Genomic DNA, 22,061 nt, shown 5'->3' on the forward strand with positions numbered 1-22,061 from the left:
AATCCTGCCGGGGTTTACTTTTTCAAAATTTCGGGCATACCTTTGCGCGCTTTTTTGAGAAACCATGAACACAACATCCGACATGATTAATCCAAAAGACCTCATTTCTGTATCTCTGATCCTGTTTTCTGTTATCGATATTATCGGTTCCATCCCTCTGATTATCGATATGAAGAAGCGGGGCGTGAAGATTGAATCGGCTAAAGCGTCCGTGATAGCTATGGTGCTGATGCTGTTATTCCTGTTAACCGGCCGCCCTTTGCTGAGCCTATTTGGCGTGGACGTGGAGTCCTTTGCCGTAGCGGGCTCTATTATCATCTTTTTGCTAGGCATTGAGATGGTGCTGGGCATTACGTTGTTCCGGGATGACCACCTGGAGGAAAAAACCGGAACGATTGTGCCTATTGCCTTCCCCCTGCTGGCCGGCGCCGGTACCATGACCACTATTCTGACCCTGAAAGCCAAATACGCCCCAATTGATATTGCCCTGGGCATTGTCCTCAATACTCTGATTGTCTTCCTGGTACTGCGCAGTAGCGACTGGATCAGCAAAAAGCTGGGCGAGAGCGGTGCCAACGTGCTCCGCAAAGTTTTTGGCATCATCCTGCTGGCGATTGCCATCAAAATTTTCCGGGAAAACTTCCACCTCATGACGAAGGTGGACCTTGCGGAACTGACGAAGCAGCTTTAACCCTTCAACCTCTGGCCTAATTAAGCGTTGATTCGAGTATGCAACGATTAGACGCTACTATTTTCGACTACTGCGAGCAATGGTCTGCACCTCCCGACCCGGTGCTGTATGAACTGGAACGGGAGACACACCTCAGGACCCTCGCCCCGCAGATGCTTTCCGGTGCCCTGCAGGGCCAGCTGCTTAAATTGTTCAGCCAACTGCAGCGACCAAAGTCTGTACTGGAAATTGGCACTTTCACCGGCTACGCCACGATCTGCCTGGCGCAGGGGCTCGTGGAGGAGGGCCGGGTGCGTACCATTGAAGCAAATCCGGAGCTGGAGTATATTATCCGGAAGTACCTGAAAAAAGCGGGACTGGAAGACAAGGTAGAAGTCCATATTGGGGATGCCATGCAGGTCATTCCCACTCTGCCCGGCACCTTCGACCTGGTGTTCATTGATGCCGGCAAACAGTACTATCAGGCCTATTATGACCTCATCATTGACCGGGTGGAATCCGGCGGGCTGATTATTGCCGATAACGTCCTCTGGAGTGGCAAAGTGGCTACCGGTCTCCGGGAAACCGATGCCGACACGAAGCAGCTGCACGCCTTTAATGTAGCGCTGCAGGAAGACGAGCGGGTGGACAATCTGCTGCTGCCGATCCGTGATGGGCTTTTGGTGGCCCGTAAGCGGTAAGGGGGAACGTTTGGTGTAGAAAAGTTGTATATTTATAGTTAGATCTTCATCACTTCTCAAAGCTTATCGATATGGTTTCCTCTTTAGAAAATATTGAGCTTGAATACATAACGGATGATTCCGGTGCAACAACTGCCGTTAAAATACAACTCGAAGACTGGCTGAAGTTAAAAGAAGATTTGCTGAAGCTTGAAAAGATGAGCGCTGTAAACACTCCTTTGAGAAAGGCCTATGCAGAAGTGGCGCAAATGATCAAGGGGGAAGTGCCTAAAGAAGAGGCTCGGTCTTTTATTGAAGCGCTTTAATCTTTGCCCCGATGGTTGTAGTTTACCTGACCTCCACGTTCAAAAAGACAGCCAAGCGGTTGAGCAAAAAATATAGGTCATTAAAAAAGGATTTACTAGGGCTGATTACAGAGCTGGAGGAGAACCCTGTAAAAGGGATCAAAATTGGCGAAAACACTTACAAGATAAGGCTAGCTGTAAAAAGCAAAGGAAAAGGCAAAAGTGGCGGCCTGCGAGTTATCACTTTCCTTTACAGCAGAATAGCAGATACCGAAAGCCAAGAAGTTTACTTACTTGACCTTTTCGACAAATCAGACTTAGATAATTTGCCAAAGTCCTATATCCAAAACCTTGTAGCTCTACTGGAACAGGAGCTTACGGAACAAACGCAGGAAGAAGAATAAATAACAAATTTCTATGCCCTTCAATCTCCAATCCCCCTTCAGCCCCACCGGCGATCAGCCACAGGCCATTGAGCAGCTCATTCAGGGTGTGGAAGGGGGAGAACAGGCGCAGGTACTGCTCGGCGTAACCGGCTCCGGTAAGACCTTTACCATGGCCAACGCCATTGCCCGCCTGAACCGCCCGACCCTTATTCTCACCCACAATAAAACCCTGACTGCACAGCTCTACGGCGAATTCAAGGAATTTTTCCCCGATAATGCGGTGGAGTACTTTGTCTCCTACTACGATTACTATCAGCCGGAAGCCTACATTTCCACTACCGATACCTTTATTGAGAAAGACCTTGCCATCAACGAAGAAGTGGATAAGCTGCGGCTCAGGGCGACCTCCTCGCTCCTGTCGGGGCGGCGCGACATCATCATCGTGGCCTCTGTGTCCTGCATCTATGGTATGGGCAACCCGGAAGACTACAAAAGCAGCATTATCCGGATCAAAGTGGGACAGACAATCTCCCGGAACAACTTCCTGTACAGCCTTGTGAACAGCCTGTATTCGCGCACCGAGACTGACTTCCGGCGGGCGACCTTCCGCGTGAAGGGCGATACCGTTGACATCAACCTGCCCTATGTTGACTTCGGCTACCGGGTAGTTTTCTTCGGGGACGAGATTGAGTCCATTGACCGCATTGAGATTGAAACCGGCAAGCGGATTGAAGGCATGGAAACCGCGGCGATTTTCCCTGCCAACCTGTACATCGCCCCCAAAGACCGCATGAATCAGATCATCCGGGACATTGAGGATGAACTGCACGAACAGGAGAAATACTTTGAGCGCGAACTCCGCTTCCTCGAAGCCAAGCGCATCAAGGAGCGGACTACCTTCGACCTGGAGATGATCCGGGAACTGGGCTATTGCAACGGCGTCGAAAACTACTCCCGTTTCTTTGATGGCCGCCGCCCGGGCACCCGCCCCTTCTGCCTGCTCGATTACTTCCCGGACGACTACCTCATGATTATTGATGAGAGCCACGTGACGGTGCCTCAGGTCCGGGGTATGTACGGAGGCGACCGCGCCCGAAAGCTGAGCCTGGTAGACAATGGCTTCCGCCTGCCCTCGGCCATGGACAACCGCCCGCTGAATTTCTCTGAATTTGAATCCCTCATCAATCAGGTCGTCTTCGTGAGTGCGACGCCGGGCGACTACGAGCTGGAAAAAACCGGAGGTGAACTGGTGGAGCAAATCATTCGCCCCACCGGCCTGCTCGACCCGCCCATTGAAGTGCGTCCGAGTATGAATCAGATTGATGACCTCATGGAAGAAATTCAAAAGCGTATCGAACGGGAGGAGCGTGTACTGGTCACCACCCTCACCAAGCGAATGGCCGAGGAACTGACCAAATACCTGCAGCAGATGAATATCAAGGTCCGCTACATCCACAGTGAGGTGGACACGATGGAGCGGGTGGAAATCCTGCGTGACCTCCGCCTGGGTGAATTTGATGTGCTTGTTGGGGTCAACCTTCTGCGGGAAGGGCTCGACTTGCCGGAAGTGTCTCTTGTTGCCATTATCGATGCTGACAAGGAAGGATTCCTGCGCAACAACCGCTCCCTGACCCAGACCGCCGGACGGGCAGCCCGAAACTCTAATGGCCTAGTCATCTTCTACGCCGACAAGATCACCGATGCCATGCAAAGCACCATCGACGAGACCAACCGCCGGCGTTCCATACAGACAGCGTACAACGAGGAGCACGGCATCACCCCACAGACTGTCCGCAAGAGCCGGGACGAAATTATGGCCAAGAAGTCCATTCTCGACATCCGGGGCAATCAGAAGCGTGCCTATGTGGAGCCTGAAGAACCCAGCCTCGCTGCTGATCCGGTGCTACAATACATGAGCCGCGACAAGGTGGAGAAGATGATCGAAGATACCGAGCGTAAGATGAAAAAGGCAGCCAAGGAACTGGATTTCATCTCAGCTGCACAATTCCGGGACGAGCTCTTTGCGCTGAAGAAAAAGCTGAAGGAAGTGGCCTAAAAGTACAAAGGCAGGTGCTGATCATGCTCAACACCTGCCCGGTATTTCTTTCCGTAACAGACCAATCAGGTTGTATAAACCGAGTTGAACATTACATAATCCGTTGTCAGGTCAGCTCCCCAGCCAACGCCCTGCCCGTCGCCGGCATTCATATCCAGCCGGATGCGCAGGTGAGACTCCCGAAGCAGCCGCTTGACGTGGTTGCGGTCGAAGTCTGCGGGCTTTCCTTTGTCCAGTACCTGTATCAAAGTCTCATTATCGCCCAGATGCAGATCGACATTAGCGTAGTCGAATGGCACACCGGCATTGCCCGCCGCACAAACAATACGCCCCCAGTTAGGATCACGCCCGAACATGGCAGCCTTCACCAGGGTGGAGTCCGAAATTTCGCGGACCAGCGTGCGCGCCACTTTGTCAGAGGGTGCACCGACAACCTGATACTCAATGAACTTGGACGCCCCTTCCCCATCGGAGATGATCAGCTTTGCGAGGTGGACCATCATTTCCTCCAGTCGATTGCGGAACAGCTGATACCCTTCATCCTTTTCTGACTTGATCATTTCATTCCCGGCCATGCCGTTGCAGAGTACAGCCACCATGTCATTGGTAGAGGTATCCCCATCTACCGTGATCATATTAAAAGACAGGTCGACACACTCTTTTACCGCTTTGTTCAGCAGCTTAGGCTCGATGGCCAGGTCGCAGACGATAAAGCCGAGCATAGTCGCCATATTGGGGTGGATCATACCCGACCCTTTAGAGATACCCGCAATATTAATGGTGGTGCCATTCAGGTCGAAATCCATGAAGCCCTCTTTGGCGAAGGTGTCGGTGGTCAGGATGGCGTTGGCCGCAAAAGAGCCGGCTTTAGCATCATTGGAAAGCTTCGCCATATTCTCGCGAATGCCTGAGACGACATCCTCAGTTGGGAAAGGCTCACCGATCAGACCGGTAGAGGCTACAATGACCAGCTCTTTTTCGATACCTAGTTCTTCGGCAGCCGACTGCGCCATGGCTTCAGCTGCCAGGCGGCCCTGCTCGCCGGTACAGGCATTAGCATTGCCGGCATTACAAACGATGAGCTGGGCTTTCCCGCTTTTGATGTGCTCCCGGGAAAGCTTGACCGGTTCGGCCACCACTTCGTTCTGAGTGAAAGTACAAGCCGCACTGGCAGGCACTTCCGAGTAAATAAGCGCCAGGTCACGCCGCATCGACTTGATACCAATGTGTGCGCCCCAGCATTTGATGCCCCGGACCGTGGTAAGGTTTCTTATCATTTTGTTGTTGGTGTTCATGCAGTATATAGGGTTTATGGGTTGAGTGGCAAGGATACAAAGCCACGGGTTTCGGGTAAGCCAAATTGCAGATTCATATTCTGCATAGCCTGGCCTGCCGCACCTTTTACCAAATTATCGATGGCAGCCAAAGTGATGATCCGGTTGGTACGCTCGTCGTAAGTCGTGAAGATATCGCAGAAGTTGGAGCTCCGCACGTCCTTCAGGGTAGGTGGTGTTTTGCGCAAACGCACAAAAGGAGCATCTGCGTAGAAGTCTTCGTACAGCTTCCTAAGCGCCTGATCGCTCACCTCCTCCCGAATGGGGGTGGTGTAAATGGTGGACAGAATACCCCGGTCAACCGGCAGCAAATGGGGTGTAAACTGTACTTGAAGAGGCTCCGGCCGCAGACCGGACAGCTGCTCCTGTATTTCCACAGTGTGGCGATGAGACTTCAGCCCGTAGGCTTTAAAATTATCGCTGACGTTGGAGTAGTGCGTAGTCGGTTTTGCCTTAATACCCGCACCGGTTATGCCTGACTTGGAGTCTACAATCACGTGCGCCGGATCTACCCAGCCTGCCTCTATCAGCGGTGCGAGCCCCAGAATAGCGCTCGTAGGATAGCAGCCGGGGTTAGCAACTAATGAGGATTTTTCAATGGCAGCGCTATGCAGTTCAGGCAACCCATAAACGGCATCTTCGAAGCCTTTGGGGTGGGTGTGGTCTTTTTTGTACCAGGCTTCGTAGACTTCAGGGGAAGAAAGCCGGAAATCCCCGGACAGGTCGACAACATTAAACTTTGCCGATTGGTACCCCTTCACGTAGTCCATGGAAACACCATGCGGGAGCGCCAGAAATACCATATCCAGCTCTGTCTCCAGAACAGCCGAAGCCGGCTGCAGGACATGATCGACCAACCCCTCAAAGTGCGGGTGGACGGCCGAAAAGGGCTCTCCTTTACGGCTTTCCGAAGTGATCATTTGAATTTCCACATCCGGGTGGTTGTACAACAGACGCACAAGCTCAGACCCGGTGTAGCCCGTAGCGCCAACAATTGCTGTTTTGATCATCTATATGTAGGTGTCATTGTTTTTTTGGGTGGTTTTACAACTCGCCGCGCGATTCCAGTGCATTGATGCAGGTAACGATGGTGTCTGCCAGGCGCTCCAGCTCTTCGTAGGAAATCACGAGTGGGGGCACCATGCGCAGCACGTTGTCGGCTGTGGCATTAGCGAGAACACCATGCTTTAGCATTTCCAGCACGAGCGGTTTGGTTTGAAAGTCGAACTCCACGCCAATCATCAGCCCGAGCCCGCGAATCTGACGTAGCTTCGGGTGGGTACCCAGGCGGTCGTCCAGCATTTCCTTCAGCCAGAAACCTTTGCGCTGGGTTTGCTGCAGGATGTTTTCCTGGTCCATGGCTTCCAAAACGGCCAATCCGGCAGCACAAGCCATAGGGTTGCCTCCAAAAGTCGTTCCGTGGTCACCAAATTCGATGGTACTACTTACTTTCTCATTGCTCAGGATGGCCCCAACCGGTAATCCATTGCCCAGTCCTTTCGCCAGCGTCATAATATCCGGCTGTACTTCATAATGGTCCTTGGCAAAAAGTTCGCCGGTACGCCCGACTCCGCACTGAATCTCATCGAAAATCAGCACGATGTTTTCCTTATCGCAAAGCTCGCGCAAAGCACGCAGGTAGCAAGGCTTGGCTACATTAATGCCGCCCTCGCCCTGTACAGGCTCTACGATGATGGCCGCCACCTCTTCGGTAATCGCGGCGCGCACCGCTTCAATATCATTGAAAGGCACTTTCTGGAAGCCGGAAGGCATAGGGCCGAAGCCCTTCTGCATTTTCTTTTTCCCGGTAGCAATCGTAGCTAGTGTACGCCCGTGGAAGGACTTTTGCATAGAAATAATGGTGCCCCCCCTCCCGTTCGAGTGGGCATACTTACGGGCAATTTTGATAGCGCCTTCCACTGATTCTGCGCCGCTGTTGGAGAAAAACACCCGGTCCAGACCTGACCGCTTCACTAGTTGCTCCGACAGTTCTACCTGCGGCTCGCTTACGAAAAAATTAGAAATATGCATCAACTTGGCAGCCTGCTCCTGCAGCTTCTTCACGACGTGCGGGTGGCAGTGCCCCAAATTGCAAACAGCGATGCCTGCCAGGGCGTCAAGGTATTCGTTGCCTTCCACGTCCCAGAGCTTAGCGCCCTCACCACGGCTGAACGCCAGCGGCATACGGTTAAAAGTGGGCAGGTAATATTGTTTATCTACCTGATGTAAGGTGGCATTTGTGGTTTGTTCCTCTACAAGCATATTTCTGTTCCTATTGAGTGGTTATCGGATTGCACGACTTCAGCGATGGTGTCTGGCTTCGTGCCATTTATAATGCGGGCATGCCGGGCACCGTGCTCCAGGGCAATTTGACAGGATTCCAACTTGGGGATCATGCCGCCTTTGATCACACTGCCATAAAGCCCGGGCAATTCTTCAAGCGTTAGCCGCTGAATGAGCGAAGACGGGTCCTCAATATCCCTGAGCAGCCCGTCTACATCGGTCAGTACCAGGTAATCCTGTGCCTTCAGGGCACCAGCCAGAGCACCGGCGAACATGTCGGCGTTCACGTTGTAGTCCTGCCCCGCTTCATCGGAAGCAATACAGGTAACAACAGGCACAAAGTTATTCGAAAGCAACGTCTTCAAAAGCCGGGTGTCTACTTTAGTGACATCGCCAACCTGACCGAGGTCGAAACGCTCAGTCTGCCCGTTTTCGGTTACTTCGTGGTAACGCTTTACCGCGGTGACCATTCGCCCGTCCTTACCAGACAAGCCTACCGCACGCATTCCTGCTTTATTTAACAAATGAACCAGGCTGCTGTTGACTTCGCCCTTGAGCGCCATCTCAATGTACTTCAGTGCCTCCGGTGTCGTCTTGCGGTGGCCGCCGATAAATTCGGACTCAATGCCCACCGTTTTAAGGATATTTTTGATGAACGGGCCACCGCCGTGCACCAACACCACCTTTGTACCTGACTCCTGTAATTTTTTGATATTGGCGACCACAGCAGACTTCAGCTCGTCGTTGAGCATGGCGTTGCCGCCGTACTTGATTAATACTATAGGTTCCTGCTCCATAAATTCTTCTATCGGACAATTTTTCGGGGAATAGCAGTGGGCAAACGGCTCAGCATCTCATTGTTCAGCAACTGCGTATAATTGGTAAATGAACTGACGTTGATGGTGTTGTTCTTCTGCTTGCCCAGCAGTACCACCTCGTCCCCTGTATTCACGTTTGGGATGTCGCCAATGTCCACCATAAATAAGTTCATATTGATCAGACCTGTGATCCGGGCTTTCCGGCCGTTTATCAGCACATAGCCCCGGTTGGACTGCCCGCGGGGGTAACCATTGCAGTAACCCACCGGGATGACGGCAATATCCATATCGTGCGTAGCCTGAAAAGCCGTACCGTAGCCAATGAAGTCTCCTTTTGGTACATGCTTGATATCCATGATATCCGACTTCCAGGTGATGATGCGGCTCATGGGAGTATCCTTCATCTTACTCACGGACTGCAGGTGCTGATAGTAAACATCCGGGCTTGGCCAGAAGCCATAAGTTGCCACGCCAACCCGGACCATATCATAATGGGTTTCGGGCATCACTAAAGCGGAGGCGGAGCAGGCGATATGCCGGGTTACAGGCATATACTTTCGCTTCTTACATTCTGCCAGATAGTTTTTGTACCGTTCTTTCTGTTGTTCCGTCCGGAAGGTACTGCTTAGAGACTCAGCCCCTCCAAGATGTGTGCACAGCCCCTGAAAAGTGATGTGCTCGTTGTTTCGCTTGAGGAAGGTAAGCGCTTTTTTGAAGTATTCCTCTGTCATTCCGGTACGGTTGGTGCCCGTTTCCACTTCGATATGCACCTTAGCCTTGCGATTTAGCTTTTTGGCTTTTTCCAACACCAGTTTCAGCCGCTCGTAATTGAACACATAAAATTCAATATCATGCGCAATGGCCCATTCGATATCATTATCATACAGAATGCCCATGATCATAATATCTGTACCTGCTTTCCGGAACTCAAGTACCTCTTCCGCTTCGTAAGCTGAGGCCACAGAAATGTGGTCAACACCAACCTTGCCCAACATAGTCACGATTTGCGGTATACCGTGCCCGTAGGCATTAGCTTTTACCACACAGGACAGGCGCGTGCCCTCAGATAGTTTCTTCCGAATAAAGTTGATATTCTTCTTTAGCCCGGACTGACTGAGCTCAATGCGGGAGGTGTGCTTAACATTCCGTACGAAAGGCTCAAAGTGCCCAATTTGCTTCTTTGTCATAATTATTTTTCATTAAATCCACCGGTACTTACGCCCCCAGCTTTCCTTCGATAGCCTGGTCACTTTGGCTACTGTTTCGACCGGCACCTGATGGTGTTTGTCCTCCAGGCGGAGCTCATTGAAATGGAAAGCGTAAACCCGGGAGACGAACTCATCCACCGGAAGCGAAGACTCGCCGTGGCGCTCTCCGTTGTCCCAAACCGTTGGCTCAATGCCCTGTCCCCAGTCCTGCTTACCCTGACTGTTGGGATTGAAGAAGTACGCCCGCCACGCTTCCGTTTCGGGCACTTTTTCAATTCGTAACAGGGAAATGGCATGGTAGCCCAACATCTGAGCCGAGGAGTCGGTGATGAAAATCCCTGTTGGCACCGGATAAATCAGATGGTGGCCGCCGTTGTAATCCGGATGGAAGGAAGCGTAGAAAATACGCACAAACTCATCGTACTTTTCAACGGCATGCAGTGCAGGATTGTACACCGAACGGAAGCCGGTTTGAATCCAATGCCCGTAAAAGGCAGGGTTTACAGACGCATGGGGATCTTTGCCAAAGTGCTTTAGCCCGGCGCGCTTCATCATTTCGTTGTACACCTTATCCAGCAGCGGGACCAAAACAATGGAAACCGGATCCAGCTGAAAGTCGAACTGCTGCGTCAAACCCTCCGTGACATCCTGCGATTTTATCTGATCACCTTCGTAGCGGAAGACTACATTATTGGTAGTTGCAGCATCAATCATCATATTGATGAGCTTGGCCGGTGCGTAGCGGCTCCACATACTAATGCCTCTTGCAGATTGGCAAGTAGGGTTGTTGCCCTGACGGACGCCGAGCGGCAGCCCCAGCACACAGAGTATCCCCCCGATAAGTGACTGTATGGGAGACAAATCAAACCGGGTCAGGTTACCTTGTTCAAGCCGCTTTGCAACCTCAGGGTGCACCTTGATTTTCACCAACCGGTTGATGGCATGCCAGGCTGTTTTTTGGGAAAAGATGTTGCGCTGCAGTACTCTCGCCAGCCCATACACCGCTTGTTTGTTGCCGGGAACAATAAAATCCTGAATTATCTGATGTACAAAATCCTGATGCCGCTCGTAATCTGCCCGGCCATGAGCGTTCAGGGCCAGCACTTCAGGTATCATATCCGTATGATACTTGCGCACAAATTGCAACAGCACCAACTGATGTTCCGAAACCAGCCCGGTATCCACCATCATTTTGCCTACTTCCTGACACTCCTGCCGCAAGGCATCTGCATCCAGGTTTTCCAGGGCGGTCTCGTACTGCCCGGGAGATTTATACTTGCGGGCAAGCTCTGTAGGACCGAAGAGGGTGTTGATAAAATAGCTCAGCCGGCGGTCCTGCTTTTCACTCAGGTCAAGTGTAAGCTCCCGGCTGATTACGCTTAAAATCCGCTTAATACGGGTAACGACAACAGGGCGGTGCGCTACAATAACCTCAATTTTTTCCAGCAAATGAGGTTTAATTTGCTGCAGGTCAACCCGCTCCCGGACTATACCGAAGAGCATTCTGATCTTTTTCAGCTCTCCATCTGCATACCGGGCGCTCCACCCTTCGTGCTCAAAATCCTCAAAGGCCAGCTCAAAGGTATTCACCAGCATACTGTAGATGAAGCCCCTTGCCTGTTCAGCCGAAAAATCAGGGTGGCTGATCCTGCCTTCGCTGATATTGAGTATTCGAAATTCGTTTAGCATTTCGATCGTACTCGTGGGCGAGCCCGCAAGCAGTGTCCCTCTTACCAGTCCGGGTATGAGATTGTTAGGATTTTCCCATACCGTCCCGTTAAAAAATCCGGATTCGTCCAGCTCGGGAAGCCGGTGATACAGGAGTTGCCCTCCCTCTTCATTTCGGCTAAGTAAGTCGATCTGACTGATGAGCCGTTTCCGCTTGTCATCCTTACTAAAAGAAGGTGCTTCCTGAAAAGCTTGCAGGCTATGCAGGAAACGGTCTTCCAACTGATCTAAGGTTAATGCCATATACTAATTATACGTAAAAGGGTACATCCTCGTAATGCTTCAACAATTCCCGCATGCGTACAGGATCTTCACCGGCGAAGTTAACGGTGCCAAAGTGATTACCAAAACCGCTGCGTTCTGTAATCTTCTGTGGCCCCAGTGGTTCTACAAGATTGTTATCAAGGTAGTAAGGCTCTTCCAGCAGTTCTTCCGGGATTTCCAAACGGGAAATTTGCCCGGGCTTGGGGAATACCATAACGTTGCCGTACTTTTTCTCTGGCATATAGCCCTTTGATGGGAAATATTTGTCCAGTTCCTCCTCCGATATATTGGGGTCGTGGCTGACTACAAAAGCGAGCAGTGCGTCGAAGCCATAAGCTTGCCCACAGAGATCCAAAATATGACCACCGGGAATCCGGCAGGCGACCTCGCCGAAATTAATGGTCTTGCCATCATCACTGACAAACCACTCCGGGTGGACCATTCCGAACTCTATGCCGAAGATGTCCACCATTTTCTGCACTTCATTGTGAATCAGCTCCCGCTTAGCTTCCAGCTCAGGGCCTGCGGGGATGAAGTTGGAATAGCCCAGCTTTACGTATTCTGTTATATTGAGAAAGCGGATCTTTCCTTTGTGAATAAAAGCTTCACAGGAAAATTCTTTGCCGCTCAGGTGGCTTTCCACCAGGCAGGGAAAATCCTTAACCGTCATCTTACGGTCTATATCATCACGGGACCGGACAAAGTGATGCCCAACCGTACCCGCTGCTGCAAATGGTTTGGCGTGGAACCAGGCATCTTCCTCGCCGGGCAACTGTAGTTCTGCTTCATTGAGGCGATCAAGGAACTTATGGACATGCTCTCTGTCATAGACCTCTTCGAACAGCCCTACCTTCAGGCCGCCCAGCAGCGCCTTACGTTTCATCATTGCCTTATTTCGAAAAAGGAAGGCCCGGTTGAGCACGCGGGGGGCATCACGATAGATCGAGTTCAGTGCTCCTGCCCATTCCACAGTTTCTTCGTACAGGGGCACTGCTACATCAGCATTAAAAGGCTTGAGCAATTCTACTAATTCCAGAGAATTGGAATGCGAACCAAACTCATCCAGTTTGTATCCGACAAACGGGATATTATGCTCTTTGGCATAAGCGCCAAATTCAGGAAATGAAACAACAACGTAAGGGAGACCAGATTTTTGTACACTCTCAATCACGGGCAGGCTCCAGCCCATGAGTGCAAAACAGTTAGCCATAAATATTTAAGGGTTTTATGATTTCAGTTCACCGGGCTTCTCCGGGACCACATTTTATATGAATGAAATTTTCGGGAATTCCAAATTTTTTCACTTTTTATCACTTCAAAAGGGCATTTTGACCTTTAAGTTATTTTTTTGGGTAACAAACTACTACTTCAGCTTCGATAATCTCTAAAATCGATCAAATAATTACCAAAACAAAGATAACACCCTCATAAACGTGCAAAATATTAACAAAACGAACCTCAGGTTTGTGCTATCGAATACTCAGATTTGCAAACTTCTTTTTTTTGGCGGTATCTTTGAGCTATGAACGCAACACACGTCCTCAATTTTCTTAAGCGGATCGCCCGGGAAGCCGGATCTATAATGATGGAACGGATTGACGGGCAATACAAAGTCTACGAGAAGCCCGACCATTCAAGGGTAACGGATGTAGACCTGGCCATCTCTAAGCTACTGCAGGCTCAGGTGGAAGCAGAACTCAATGGGATCGAGCTATACAGCGAAGAGTCTCCCAAGTCGGCGATCGACCGCAGCAGGCCTTACATTATAGCCGATGAGCTTGACGGCACGAGCTACTACATAGACCTTAAAAAAGGGTTTTCGCATCAATCAGCCTACTATCATCCCGAGCATGGGCTGTGCGTAGGCCTGGTTTATTATCCCCGGATTGACACGCTGATTTACGCAATTAAGGGACAAGGGGCCTACATTGAAGAAGGAGGAGCCGCACCACAACGGATCACCCCTCCTGCTCCTAAGCCGGTCGAAGCCCTTACTTTCGCACATCCATTGCGCTACCGGGGCGAACGTTACAACAACCTTTACCGCAAACTGGGCGCTGATGACGACCGGATACTCCGGACAGATGCCCGGCGTACCCTCATGATGGCGAAGGGCGAACTTGACGTTAATATATTCCTGTCCCCCCGAATCCCTTACTGGGACTTAAGCGGAGAGAAAGTTATTGTTGAAGAGCTGGGGTACAGCCACAGTTACCTCAACCGGCAGCCGGTAGAATTTGGGAAGCCGCCTCCCAAACCCAACCTTGGCTACCTGATCTGCCCGGAAGAATGGAAAGAAAAATTCTTTACGGAAACACCACGGCTGATTGCATGAGTACCGCCCGTACGCCCGGAAAACTGCTCCTTTTTGGTGAATACACCGTCTTGCTGGGCAGCACAGCTCTGGCACTGCCCCTACCCCACCTTTTTGGAGAATGGGCAACCGGTTCTACCCCACCGAGCCATGACCTGTTACCTTTTGCAGCGCACCTCCATTTCCTGGATCAGGAGGGGCGACTATTGGCTCCCCTTGACACTCAACGGTTCCTTCAGGAGGTAAAATCTGGCCTGTACTTCCATTCCAACATCCCGGTGGGATATGGTGCCGGCAGCTCTGGCGCACTTTGCGCAGCTGTTTATGAACGCTATGCTAATCCGGCAATCGCAAAAGACAATACCACCGCCCTTTCTACGCTGCAGCAACAGCTGGCACAACTGGAGAGCTACTTCCACGGGGAAAGCTCCGGGGCAGACCCCCTGATCTGCTATCTGCAGCACCCCCTGCTAATTGAGCAAAATACTATCCGGCCGGTCTCTGTAGCCCAAAGCTCCGGAGACAGCGGCCTGTTTTTCCTTATAGATACAGGGATTAGCCGGCGAACAGGGCCCCTGGTTCAGCAATTCAAAGCCAAATGCGAGTCTGACCATTTCCGGGAACAGGCACTGCGCCAACTGGCTACGCCAACCACCGCTGCCACCCATGCCTATCTGGAACAAAATACAGCCCAGCTCGAACGCGCCTTACTTCAAATCGCGACAGCCCAGCTCAACCTGCTCAGGGACTTTATTCCAGAGCTCTTCCGGCCAGTTTGGGAAGAGGGGCTGCAATCCCATCAGTTTTACCTGAAACTCTGTGGTGCCGGCGGCGGCGGTTTTCTGATTGGCTACAGCCCGAACAGACAATTGCCCGCATCAATTGAGGCGCAGCGGTTGCATCCTTTGCCGGAGGTGTAAAATGAGAAAACGACTGAACTACCGGCGCAAAACAAAAGGCGGCTTCCATACGGAAGACCGCCTAATTATTTTTTCATACTAATCCAACTAAACAAGTTGCAGAACCTGCAGCACTCAGGGCACCACAGTTTTCTTAATAACCGGGCGTAATAAAATAAGTAAAGATGAAATGCTAATTTGGAAAATCCACCAAAGCAATACGCTTTGAGATTATTTTTGATGCTGACAGACGAACGTGATTAATATCGCGTTGGCATAAAGTTAAGCATTTTATTTTGGAGAATCAGCAATCCGCCCCATTATTCCTTTTGCCACTTCCGATTTCCAAGCCGCTCCAATCGACCGACAGATTCAGGCATCAACCGCCTGCCACAACCATATTCGGTAATATAGTCGTATATTTGTACCCCGCAAGGTATTGAACCCCATCTAATTATACCCAATCGCCGGTCGGCTGACCACCGTGAAGCCGGTACATTTGTGAATCAAGCGACGCCAAAGTATTTTGAAAAAAACGACTGTTCAACAAGATGTTCTACCTATAGCGCCCGAGGAGGCGCTGCACGATTATTACATCTGCTGCCTCAGCCGTGAGGTTAGCCTGACGATAAGGCGGGAAGTACTCACCGGGAAGGCTAAATTCGGCGTTTCCGATGACGGCAAAGAGCTTTTTCAGGTGGCTATGGCCAAGGCGTTTCGAAAAGGGGATTTCAGATCAGACTATTACCGGGGGCATACTTTATTGCTGGCGCTCGAGCTGGCCACCCCTGAGGACTTGTTTGCACAACTCTATGCAGACGCCGACAACGACCCCTTTTCCGGCGGCCGTCAGATGAACAACCACCATGCCACTCCGCTGATCACACCTGAAGGCGACTGGCTCAATCACCGGGAGCGCTACAACCTCAGTTCCGATATTTCCACAACTGCCGGGCAGATGGCCCGTGGGATCGGCCTGGCCATGGCTTCCAAAAAGTACAGAGACCGGCCGGACCTGAAAGCAGAAAATTTCTCCGATAACGGGCAGGAGGTGGTCTTTTGCTGTATTGGAGATGCCTCGACTTCTGAAGGTGCTTTTTGGGAAACCATGAATGCCGCCGGGGTCCATCAATTGCCACTGGTAACGACGGTAGCAGACGATGGCTATGGTATTTCCGTGCCCCGGGAGGTACAGACGACCAAAGACAGCATCAGTGAAGCCATGGCTGGTATGGAAGCCTCATCAGGCACCAACGGTATTGGTATCTACAAGGTCAAAGGCTGGGACTATCCGGCTTTGTGCGAAGCCTATGAACAAAGCGCTTCCCAAGCCCGCCTTAACCACCGCCCTGCACTGGTTCACGTGGAGGAGCTGACGCAGCCACAGGGGCATTCCACCTCTGGCTCCCACGAGCGGTATAAGTCCAAAGCCCGCCTGAAATGGGAAGCCGAACACGATTGCAACCGTAAGTTTAAGCGCTGGCTGCTGGAGGAAGGCATCGCAAGCGAGCAGGAGCTCGAAGACTTGGAGCAAAAAGCCCAAAAAGCGGTAAAACAAGCACGTAGCCGGGCCTGGAAACGATACAACGAGCCCATTCAGCAGGTTTGGAAAACCCTAAAGGCTGATTTCGCCCAGCTGGCAACCGATGCGGGCACAGACCGTGCCCGCCGCATTGAGGATGCCCTAAAAGCTCTGATCAATCCGGTACGGGCGGATATCGTCAAGCTGATCCGGCAAATGCTTTTTGCCACCCGGCAACTCGACACGCCAGAGCGGCAGCGCCTGCAAGCTTTCCTTGAGGAGGTCAACCAGACCATGGAGCAGCGTTACCACACCCACCTCTACAGCCAAACGGACCGTGCAGCGCTAAAGGTACCGGTAAATCCACCCGTTTACAGCGACGATGCGCCAGTTTTGAACGGGTACGAAATTCTTAATCAGTTTTTCGATCAGGCCATGAGCAGCCGGCCGGAGCTTTTTGCCTTCGGAGAGGATGTCGGTAAAATCGGCGATGTCAACCAGGGCTTTGCCGGGCTGCAGGAGAAGCACGGCGCAGAACGCATCTTTGATACCGGCATCCGGGAGTGGACCATCATGGGCTATGCCCTGGGCATGGCGATGCGCGGGCTGCGCCCAATTGCGGAAATTCAGTACCTGGACTATCTGATTTACGGTCTTTCTCCGCTTTCTGATGACCTCGCCACACTCCGCTACCGCAGCAACAGCATCCAGGCTGCCCCGGCTATCATACGTACCCGAGGCCACCGGCTGGAAGGCATTTGGCACTCTGGCTCTCCAATTAGCGTGTTGCTGGGCGCCTTGCGGGGCATCCACCTGCTGGTCCCCAGAAATATGGTGCAGGCGGCTGGGTTTTACAACACACTGCTACAGTCTGATGACCCCGGACTAATTATCGAATGCCTGAATGGCTACCGGCTAAAAGAACGGCTACCTGACAACCTCAATACCTTTACGGTACCCATTGGGGTGCCGGAAATACTCAGAGAAGGCGAAGACGTCACTTTGCTCACATATGGCTCTTGTGTAAGGGTTGCCGAAGCAGCCTGTGACCAACTGGAAGAAGAAGGGATTTCGGTGGAACTGATAGACGCCCAAAGCCTGTTGCCTTTCGATTTGGAGCACCTGACCGTTGGCTCTCTTCAAAAGACCAACCGCCTGGTGGTGCTTGATGAAGATGTGCCCGGTGGCGCTTCTGCCTATCTGCTGCAACAGGTACTGGAACAACAGGGCGGCTACAGATGGCTGGACAGCAAGCCGGTGACCATTACCGCGACAGACCACCGGCCTCCTTACGGGACGGATGGCGATTACTACTCCAAACCCAATCCGGAGGATGTGTTTGAGCGCATTCTTGAAATGATGCAGGAAGCAGAGCCAGGGAGGTTTGCTTAGCCTGGCAACCGGTTATCATCTGTCGGGAAGACGACCTTCGGCTGATAAGCTTTGGCTTCTTCCTCTGACATCCATGCGTAGGCTATAATGATGACGGTATCGCCCACCTGCGCCCGCCGGGCGGCTGCACCATTGAGGCAAATCACGCCGGAACCCCGCTCGCCTTCGATAACGTACGTTTCCAGGCGTTCGCCGTTATTATTGTTAACCACCTGCACTTTCTCACCATCAATCAGCCCCGCCGCATCCATTAAGTCGAGGTCGATTGTAATGCTGCCAACGTAGTTGAGGTCGGCTTGCGTGATAGTTGCGCGGTGTATCTTGGATTTGAATCTTTGAATCAGCATGATATATTCCGAAAGGAATGAAATTTTGTTCAGGTAATAGTTTTCAGGCACATTTAGATTATCTCGCCCTGAAAACGCCTCAATAACAATACAAAATTACGTAAGGTTTATACTCCAGAGTCTTCACCACCTGCTTTTTTGAGGTGGACCCAAGGCTATCCCGGATAAATCACCCGGTTATCAATCAGGCGTACCTCCCCGGCGCGGGCAGCCACGCAGGCGATTACCTCCCGGCCCGCTTCAAAGGTATCGACCAGCTGCAGGTTTTCCGCATCAGCCAGCTTAAAATATTCGGGTACCAGGCCTGCTTCACGAAGGGCATTCAGTGCTTTTTCCTGTATTTCGCCTGGAGACAAAGCTGCCGCCCAACTGCCTGCCTCGGCCAGTGTCTGGCTGATGGCCAGAGCCCGGCTGCGATCTTCCGGCGAAAGCCGCACATTGCGCGAGCTCATAGCCAGCCCGTCGGGCTCCCGAAGGGTAGGACAACCGACAAGCTCCACTTCCAGGCTCAATTGCCGGATCATTTCGCGGATGATGGTCAGCTGCTGATAATCCTTTTGCCCCATGAAAAGAAAATCCGGCTGTACCAGACTGAGCAGCCGCAGCACCACCTGCATCACCCCTTCAAAGTGCCCTGGCCGGTGCTCGCCTTCCATCACTTCTGCCAAATGGCCAAGCGCAACATCCGGCACCGGCACCTCATATTCCGCGGGGTACACCTCCTCCACCTCTGGCATAAACAAGATGTCGCACCCTGCGTTGTGCAGCAGATCAATGTCTCTGCCCGGCGTGCGGGGGTAATGTTGCAGGTCAGCAGATTCGTTGAACTGTGTGGGGTTGACGAAGATGCTGCAAACGGTAACGTGGGCCGTATCTTGGGAAGCGTGCAGCAGAGAGAGGTGGCCTTTGTGCAATGCGCCCATTGTGGGAACAAAGCCAATTTGCCGGTTTCTGGAGCGATAGTCCGCCAGAAAAGCCTGTAAGTCCGCTGATTTCTTGAATAAATACATCAGGTAAAGTTCAAAAATCAATGGCACGGCCAATAGGGCGGCCAATCAGGGCGCAAATATAGACGTTTTTGTTAACAGCGCATTAAGAGCCAGACAAATACGGCAATAACAGCATTTTTTTGTTAAATTTGCAAACTTGTTCATTGAACCTTCGGTGACATCGTTATTTTTTTAAATTTTTACCGCTTATGAGTAAGACAAGAGTGCTGATTGTTTCGCAGGAAATGCAGCCTTATACCGCTGCGTCAGAAATTGCCAATATAGCACGGAAGCTTCCGCAATATATACAGGAAAACGGAATGGAAATCAGGGTGCTTATGCCTCGTTTTGGCACGATTAACGAGCGCCGCCACAGACTGCACGAAGTCGTTCGCCTTTCTGGAATGAACATTATTGTGGATGACGACGACTACCCGCTAATTATAAAGGTCGCTTCACTGCCTGAGGCCCGGATGCAGGTTTACTTCCTGGACAACGAGGACTTCTTCAAGCGCAAACGCATCTTCACGGATGCTGACGACCAACCATTCGAAGACAACCCCGACCGCATGGTCTTTTTCTGCAAAGGCGTTATCGAGACGGTCAAGAAGTTCGGCTGGGCTCCGGATGTGGTCTTTTGCAACGGCTGGATGACGAGCCTTATCCCATTATACCTAAAGACGGCGTACAAGAATGAGCCGCTTTTCCAGAATGCCAAAGTAGTCTATTCTATCTACAATGGCTCTCCGGAAAAAACTTTTTCAGACACTTTCATGGCTAAAGCCTCTATCAACAACCTGACAGAGGATGACCTGAGTGCCTATCAGAATGGCAAGGGGGTAACCCTGCATCACGGCGCAATCAACTTCGCCGATGCCCTGATTCAGGGTAGCGAGCAAATTGAGGACGACGTTAAGAAAGCCCTTTCTGATACCGACAAGCCCGTCCTGGATTATCAGGGTGAAGAAGGCTTCGAAGCGCCAATCAAAGAGTTCTTCGAGACCCTCGTGACAGAGGAAGTGGAGGAAAGCTAGTTCAAAGACTCTTTACCATAATACTATTTTCAGCCCTGCTGGCCCCAAACGGCTTAAGCAGGGCTGAATTTTTTCTTCTGTATACAACGGGCCTATCTTTTTTTTTCTCTTTCCCCGTAGGTAACTACTTTTGCGTCTGAAAGACAAACCTGATCCATTGGTTGAAATGCTCCGGTAAAGTCTGGCGTTACAAAACAGGTGGAACCGTCCACGGCGCGCGAACTTCAGCAAAAAAAGAACTATGAAACGGAATATATTCTGGGGGCTGGGAGCCCTTCTCGCTATTATGCTCATTAATGCCTGCTCTGACCCTACGCTTGTAGGAGGGGGACTGCTCGATGAAGACCGGGCAGAGGTCGGATTTACGGACACCTTCACGCTACAAGTCGCTACCGAACTCAGCGACCCGCTTATGACCTATTCTCCTTTTCCCGTTTTGCAGGCAGACCGGTTTCTGTTCGGCGATTTCCGGGACCCGGTGTTCGGGCAAGCCAAGTCGACGATCAATGTACAGTTGGTGCCTCCGCGCACGAACAGCGCCCCTGTGTTTCACCCTAACTTTGCCGACATCACCGGCGTGGACTCGGTCGTCCTGATCCTGCCTTACACGAGTGGCGGGTTCTATGGGAAAACGGAAGGCGAAACTTTTGGGATACGGGTTACAGAGCTGACCGAGGTTTTTAACGAAGACCGGGAGTACTTCTCTGATCACGAAGCGGGCATTGCCAGTGCCCCCCTGGCGGAAATTGAATTCGTCGCCACGCTCGATAGTATACCTTATATAAATTACCTGGATAATAATTCGCTGGCAGAGCCGGCAGAAGCCGACACGGTTAGCTTTCCGCATCTTCGCGTCCCGCTGCCTACCGTTTGGGCAGACTCCCTGATCAGCTTTTATCTGGCGGATACGACCGTGTTCGATGAAAGCAACCGCTTTCTCGAACGCTTCCCGGGCTTTCAGCTGGAGCCCACCATGCCAACCGCCGGCATGCTCGCTTTTACGCTGCAGTCTATTCGGGCAGGAGTTCATATTTATTACCGGGACAGCACCGATTCTCCCCGTGATTATCAGCTATTTTTCGAGAACGACCAGCTTGATCCGATCGTGCAATTCGCCACTTTTGAGCACAACTACGAAGACACTGATGCTATGCCGCTCCTCGAAAACGGGGAGGAGAATGACAGCCTGCTCTTTGTTCAGGGCATGGCCGGTTTACGCTCAAAGATTAAGCTTCCTGACCTCAGCGTATTTGAGAATGTTGCCATCAACCAGGCCTTCCTTGATTTTTACGTTGCCAGAGGAGAAAGCCTTGACACCGCTAACTATCCTCTAGTCCGGCAAATAGCCGTGAAGGCAGAAAATGACGCAGGGGAAGAGGTGTTCATCTCAGATATGATTGTTGCAGATAACGCACAGATACCTTTTGCCTCTGGTTTCGGGGGTGTTCCGGAATTTATTGAATCCAAGGGCGCTATACGATACCGAATGGCCATTTCCACTTACCTGCAGGAGGTACTGGAAGGCAGGATGTCCAATGAGTTCTACCTCATCCCCATTGAAAACAACGACCTTACCGATGCGAAGCGGTCAGAGGTAGCGGAACGAGTGTTGTTCTACGGCGGAGAGCACCCACAATTTCCTGTCACCCTGAGCGTTACTTTCACACGGTTGTAACATTGTAAAATGGAATATCTTATCAGAAGTGATGCGGGAATCCTCAAAAGTTTGTACTTTGCGGACCCGCGCCTGTTTCGGGAACAAACAAAGCTTCGGTAAAGCACTAAACAGCAAGTTGGTTTTCTGCTTTACCAGAACAACACTCGCACCATAT

19 protein-coding genes are annotated in these 22,061 nt (G+C 51.5%); 10 read left to right on the forward strand and 9 right to left on the reverse strand.

All coding sequences use genetic code 11. The features are described from left to right. Positions 1–64 precede the first annotated feature (64 nt). The 5 genes from IX84_RS05085 to uvrB all read left to right on the forward strand — a co-directional run bounded on the left by IX84_RS05085 (position 65) and on the right by uvrB (position 4,097). A complete protein-coding gene (locus IX84_RS05085) occupies positions 65–691 on the forward strand; it encodes a MarC family protein (RefSeq protein WP_238578230.1) in 627 nt (208 codons plus the stop codon). Between the two features lie 38 nt (positions 692–729). Then, entirely contained in the window at positions 730–1,371 is a 642-nt protein-coding gene (locus IX84_RS05090; RefSeq protein WP_044217078.1) for an O-methyltransferase, read from the forward strand. A 71-nt stretch (positions 1,372–1,442) separates the two neighbouring features. After that, positions 1,443–1,676, forward strand: a complete 234-nt coding sequence (locus tag IX84_RS05095) for a hypothetical protein (protein WP_044217080.1) — start codon at positions 1,443–1,445, stop codon at positions 1,674–1,676. Positions 1,677–1,687: 11 nt separating this feature from the next. Then, positions 1,688–2,059 (forward strand): hypothetical protein, encoded by a 372-nt coding sequence (locus IX84_RS05100; protein WP_044217083.1) that lies wholly within the window; start codon positions 1,688–1,690, stop codon positions 2,057–2,059. Between the two features lie 13 nt (positions 2,060–2,072). Further along, positions 2,073–4,097, forward strand: a complete 2,025-nt coding sequence (uvrB, locus tag IX84_RS05105) for an excinuclease ABC subunit UvrB (protein WP_044217086.1) — start codon at positions 2,073–2,075, stop codon at positions 4,095–4,097. Positions 4,098–4,162: 65 nt separating this feature from the next. On the opposite strand, the gene argJ is transcribed toward uvrB, so the two are convergent. The 7 genes from argJ to IX84_RS05140 are packed head-to-tail and all read right to left on the reverse strand — an operon-like array spanning position 4,163 to position 12,942. Beyond that, positions 4,163–5,374 carry a bifunctional glutamate N-acetyltransferase/amino-acid acetyltransferase ArgJ gene (gene argJ / locus IX84_RS05110; protein WP_052515785.1) on the reverse strand — a complete coding sequence of 404 codons (1,212 nt, stop codon included), beginning with the start codon at positions 5,372–5,374 and terminating at the stop codon, positions 4,163–4,165. 32 nt (positions 5,375–5,406) lie between these two features. Further along, on the reverse strand, positions 5,407–6,441 hold the full coding sequence (gene argC / locus IX84_RS05115) for an N-acetyl-gamma-glutamyl-phosphate reductase (RefSeq protein WP_044217089.1): 1,035 nt from the start codon (positions 6,439–6,441) through the stop codon (positions 5,407–5,409). 34 nt (positions 6,442–6,475) lie between these two features. Next, positions 6,476–7,693, reverse strand: coding sequence for an aspartate aminotransferase family protein (locus IX84_RS05120; RefSeq protein WP_044217091.1), 1,218 nt, complete (start codon positions 7,691–7,693; stop codon positions 6,476–6,478). Then, positions 7,684–8,511: an acetylglutamate kinase gene (argB, locus tag IX84_RS05125; RefSeq protein WP_044217093.1), complete on the reverse strand. Its 828-nt coding sequence runs from the start codon at positions 8,509–8,511 to the stop codon at positions 7,684–7,686. Before argB ends, IX84_RS05120 begins: the two co-directional genes overlap by 10 nt. A gap of 8 nt (positions 8,512–8,519) precedes the next feature. Then, entirely contained in the window at positions 8,520–9,719 is a 1,200-nt protein-coding gene (alr, locus tag IX84_RS05130) for an alanine racemase (RefSeq protein WP_044217095.1), read from the reverse strand. A 12-nt stretch (positions 9,720–9,731) separates the two neighbouring features. Then, positions 9,732–11,711 (reverse strand): hypothetical protein, encoded by a 1,980-nt coding sequence (locus tag IX84_RS05135; protein WP_044217097.1) that lies wholly within the window; start codon positions 11,709–11,711, stop codon positions 9,732–9,734. A 7-nt stretch (positions 11,712–11,718) separates the two neighbouring features. Next, positions 11,719–12,942 carry an ATP-grasp domain-containing protein gene (locus tag IX84_RS05140; RefSeq protein ID WP_044217099.1) on the reverse strand — a complete coding sequence of 408 codons (1,224 nt, stop codon included), beginning with the start codon at positions 12,940–12,942 and terminating at the stop codon, positions 11,719–11,721. Between the two features lie 312 nt (positions 12,943–13,254). On the opposite strand from IX84_RS05140, the gene IX84_RS05145 reads away from it, so the two are divergent. From IX84_RS05145 to IX84_RS05155, 3 genes are all read left to right on the forward strand, one after another. Then, complete coding sequence (locus IX84_RS05145) at positions 13,255–14,067, forward strand: inositol monophosphatase family protein (protein ID WP_044217101.1); 813 nt, start codon at positions 13,255–13,257, stop codon at positions 14,065–14,067. Next, the gene (locus IX84_RS05150; RefSeq protein ID WP_044217103.1) at positions 14,064–14,966 is read left to right on the forward strand and encodes a mevalonate kinase family protein; all 903 of its coding nucleotides are present in this window, start codon (positions 14,064–14,066) and stop codon (positions 14,964–14,966) included. Before IX84_RS05145 ends, IX84_RS05150 begins: the two co-directional genes overlap by 4 nt. Positions 14,967–15,471: 505 nt before the next feature. Beyond that, on the forward strand, positions 15,472–17,859 hold the full coding sequence (locus IX84_RS05155) for a thiamine pyrophosphate-dependent enzyme (RefSeq protein WP_044217105.1): 2,388 nt from the start codon (positions 15,472–15,474) through the stop codon (positions 17,857–17,859). Here IX84_RS05155 and panD read toward each other — a convergent pair. Both panD and panC read right to left on the reverse strand, forming a co-directional pair. Beyond that, positions 17,856–18,206, reverse strand: coding sequence for an aspartate 1-decarboxylase (panD, locus tag IX84_RS05160; RefSeq protein ID WP_044217325.1), 351 nt, complete (start codon positions 18,204–18,206; stop codon positions 17,856–17,858). The two genes, IX84_RS05155 and panD, sit on opposite strands and share 4 nt — an antisense overlap. Before the next feature lie 155 nt (positions 18,207–18,361). Next, the gene (gene panC / locus IX84_RS05165; RefSeq protein ID WP_044217327.1) at positions 18,362–19,216 is read right to left on the reverse strand and encodes a pantoate--beta-alanine ligase; all 855 of its coding nucleotides are present in this window, start codon (positions 19,214–19,216) and stop codon (positions 18,362–18,364) included. A 188-nt stretch (positions 19,217–19,404) separates the two neighbouring features. Between panC and IX84_RS05170 the strand changes: the two genes are divergently transcribed. Together IX84_RS05170 and IX84_RS05175 are read left to right on the forward strand one after the other, a co-directional pair. Beyond that, positions 19,405–20,229, forward strand: coding sequence for a glycogen/starch synthase (locus tag IX84_RS05170; RefSeq protein ID WP_044217108.1), 825 nt, complete (start codon positions 19,405–19,407; stop codon positions 20,227–20,229). Positions 20,230–20,470: 241 nt separating this feature from the next. After that, positions 20,471–21,904 (forward strand): DUF4270 family protein, encoded by a 1,434-nt coding sequence (locus IX84_RS05175; protein WP_044217110.1) that lies wholly within the window; start codon positions 20,471–20,473, stop codon positions 21,902–21,904. Positions 21,905–22,061: the final 157 nt, after the last annotated feature.

It is taken from the genome of Phaeodactylibacter xiamenensis (assembly GCF_000759025.1).
GTDB lineage: Bacteria > Bacteroidota > Bacteroidia > Chitinophagales > Saprospiraceae > Phaeodactylibacter > Phaeodactylibacter xiamenensis.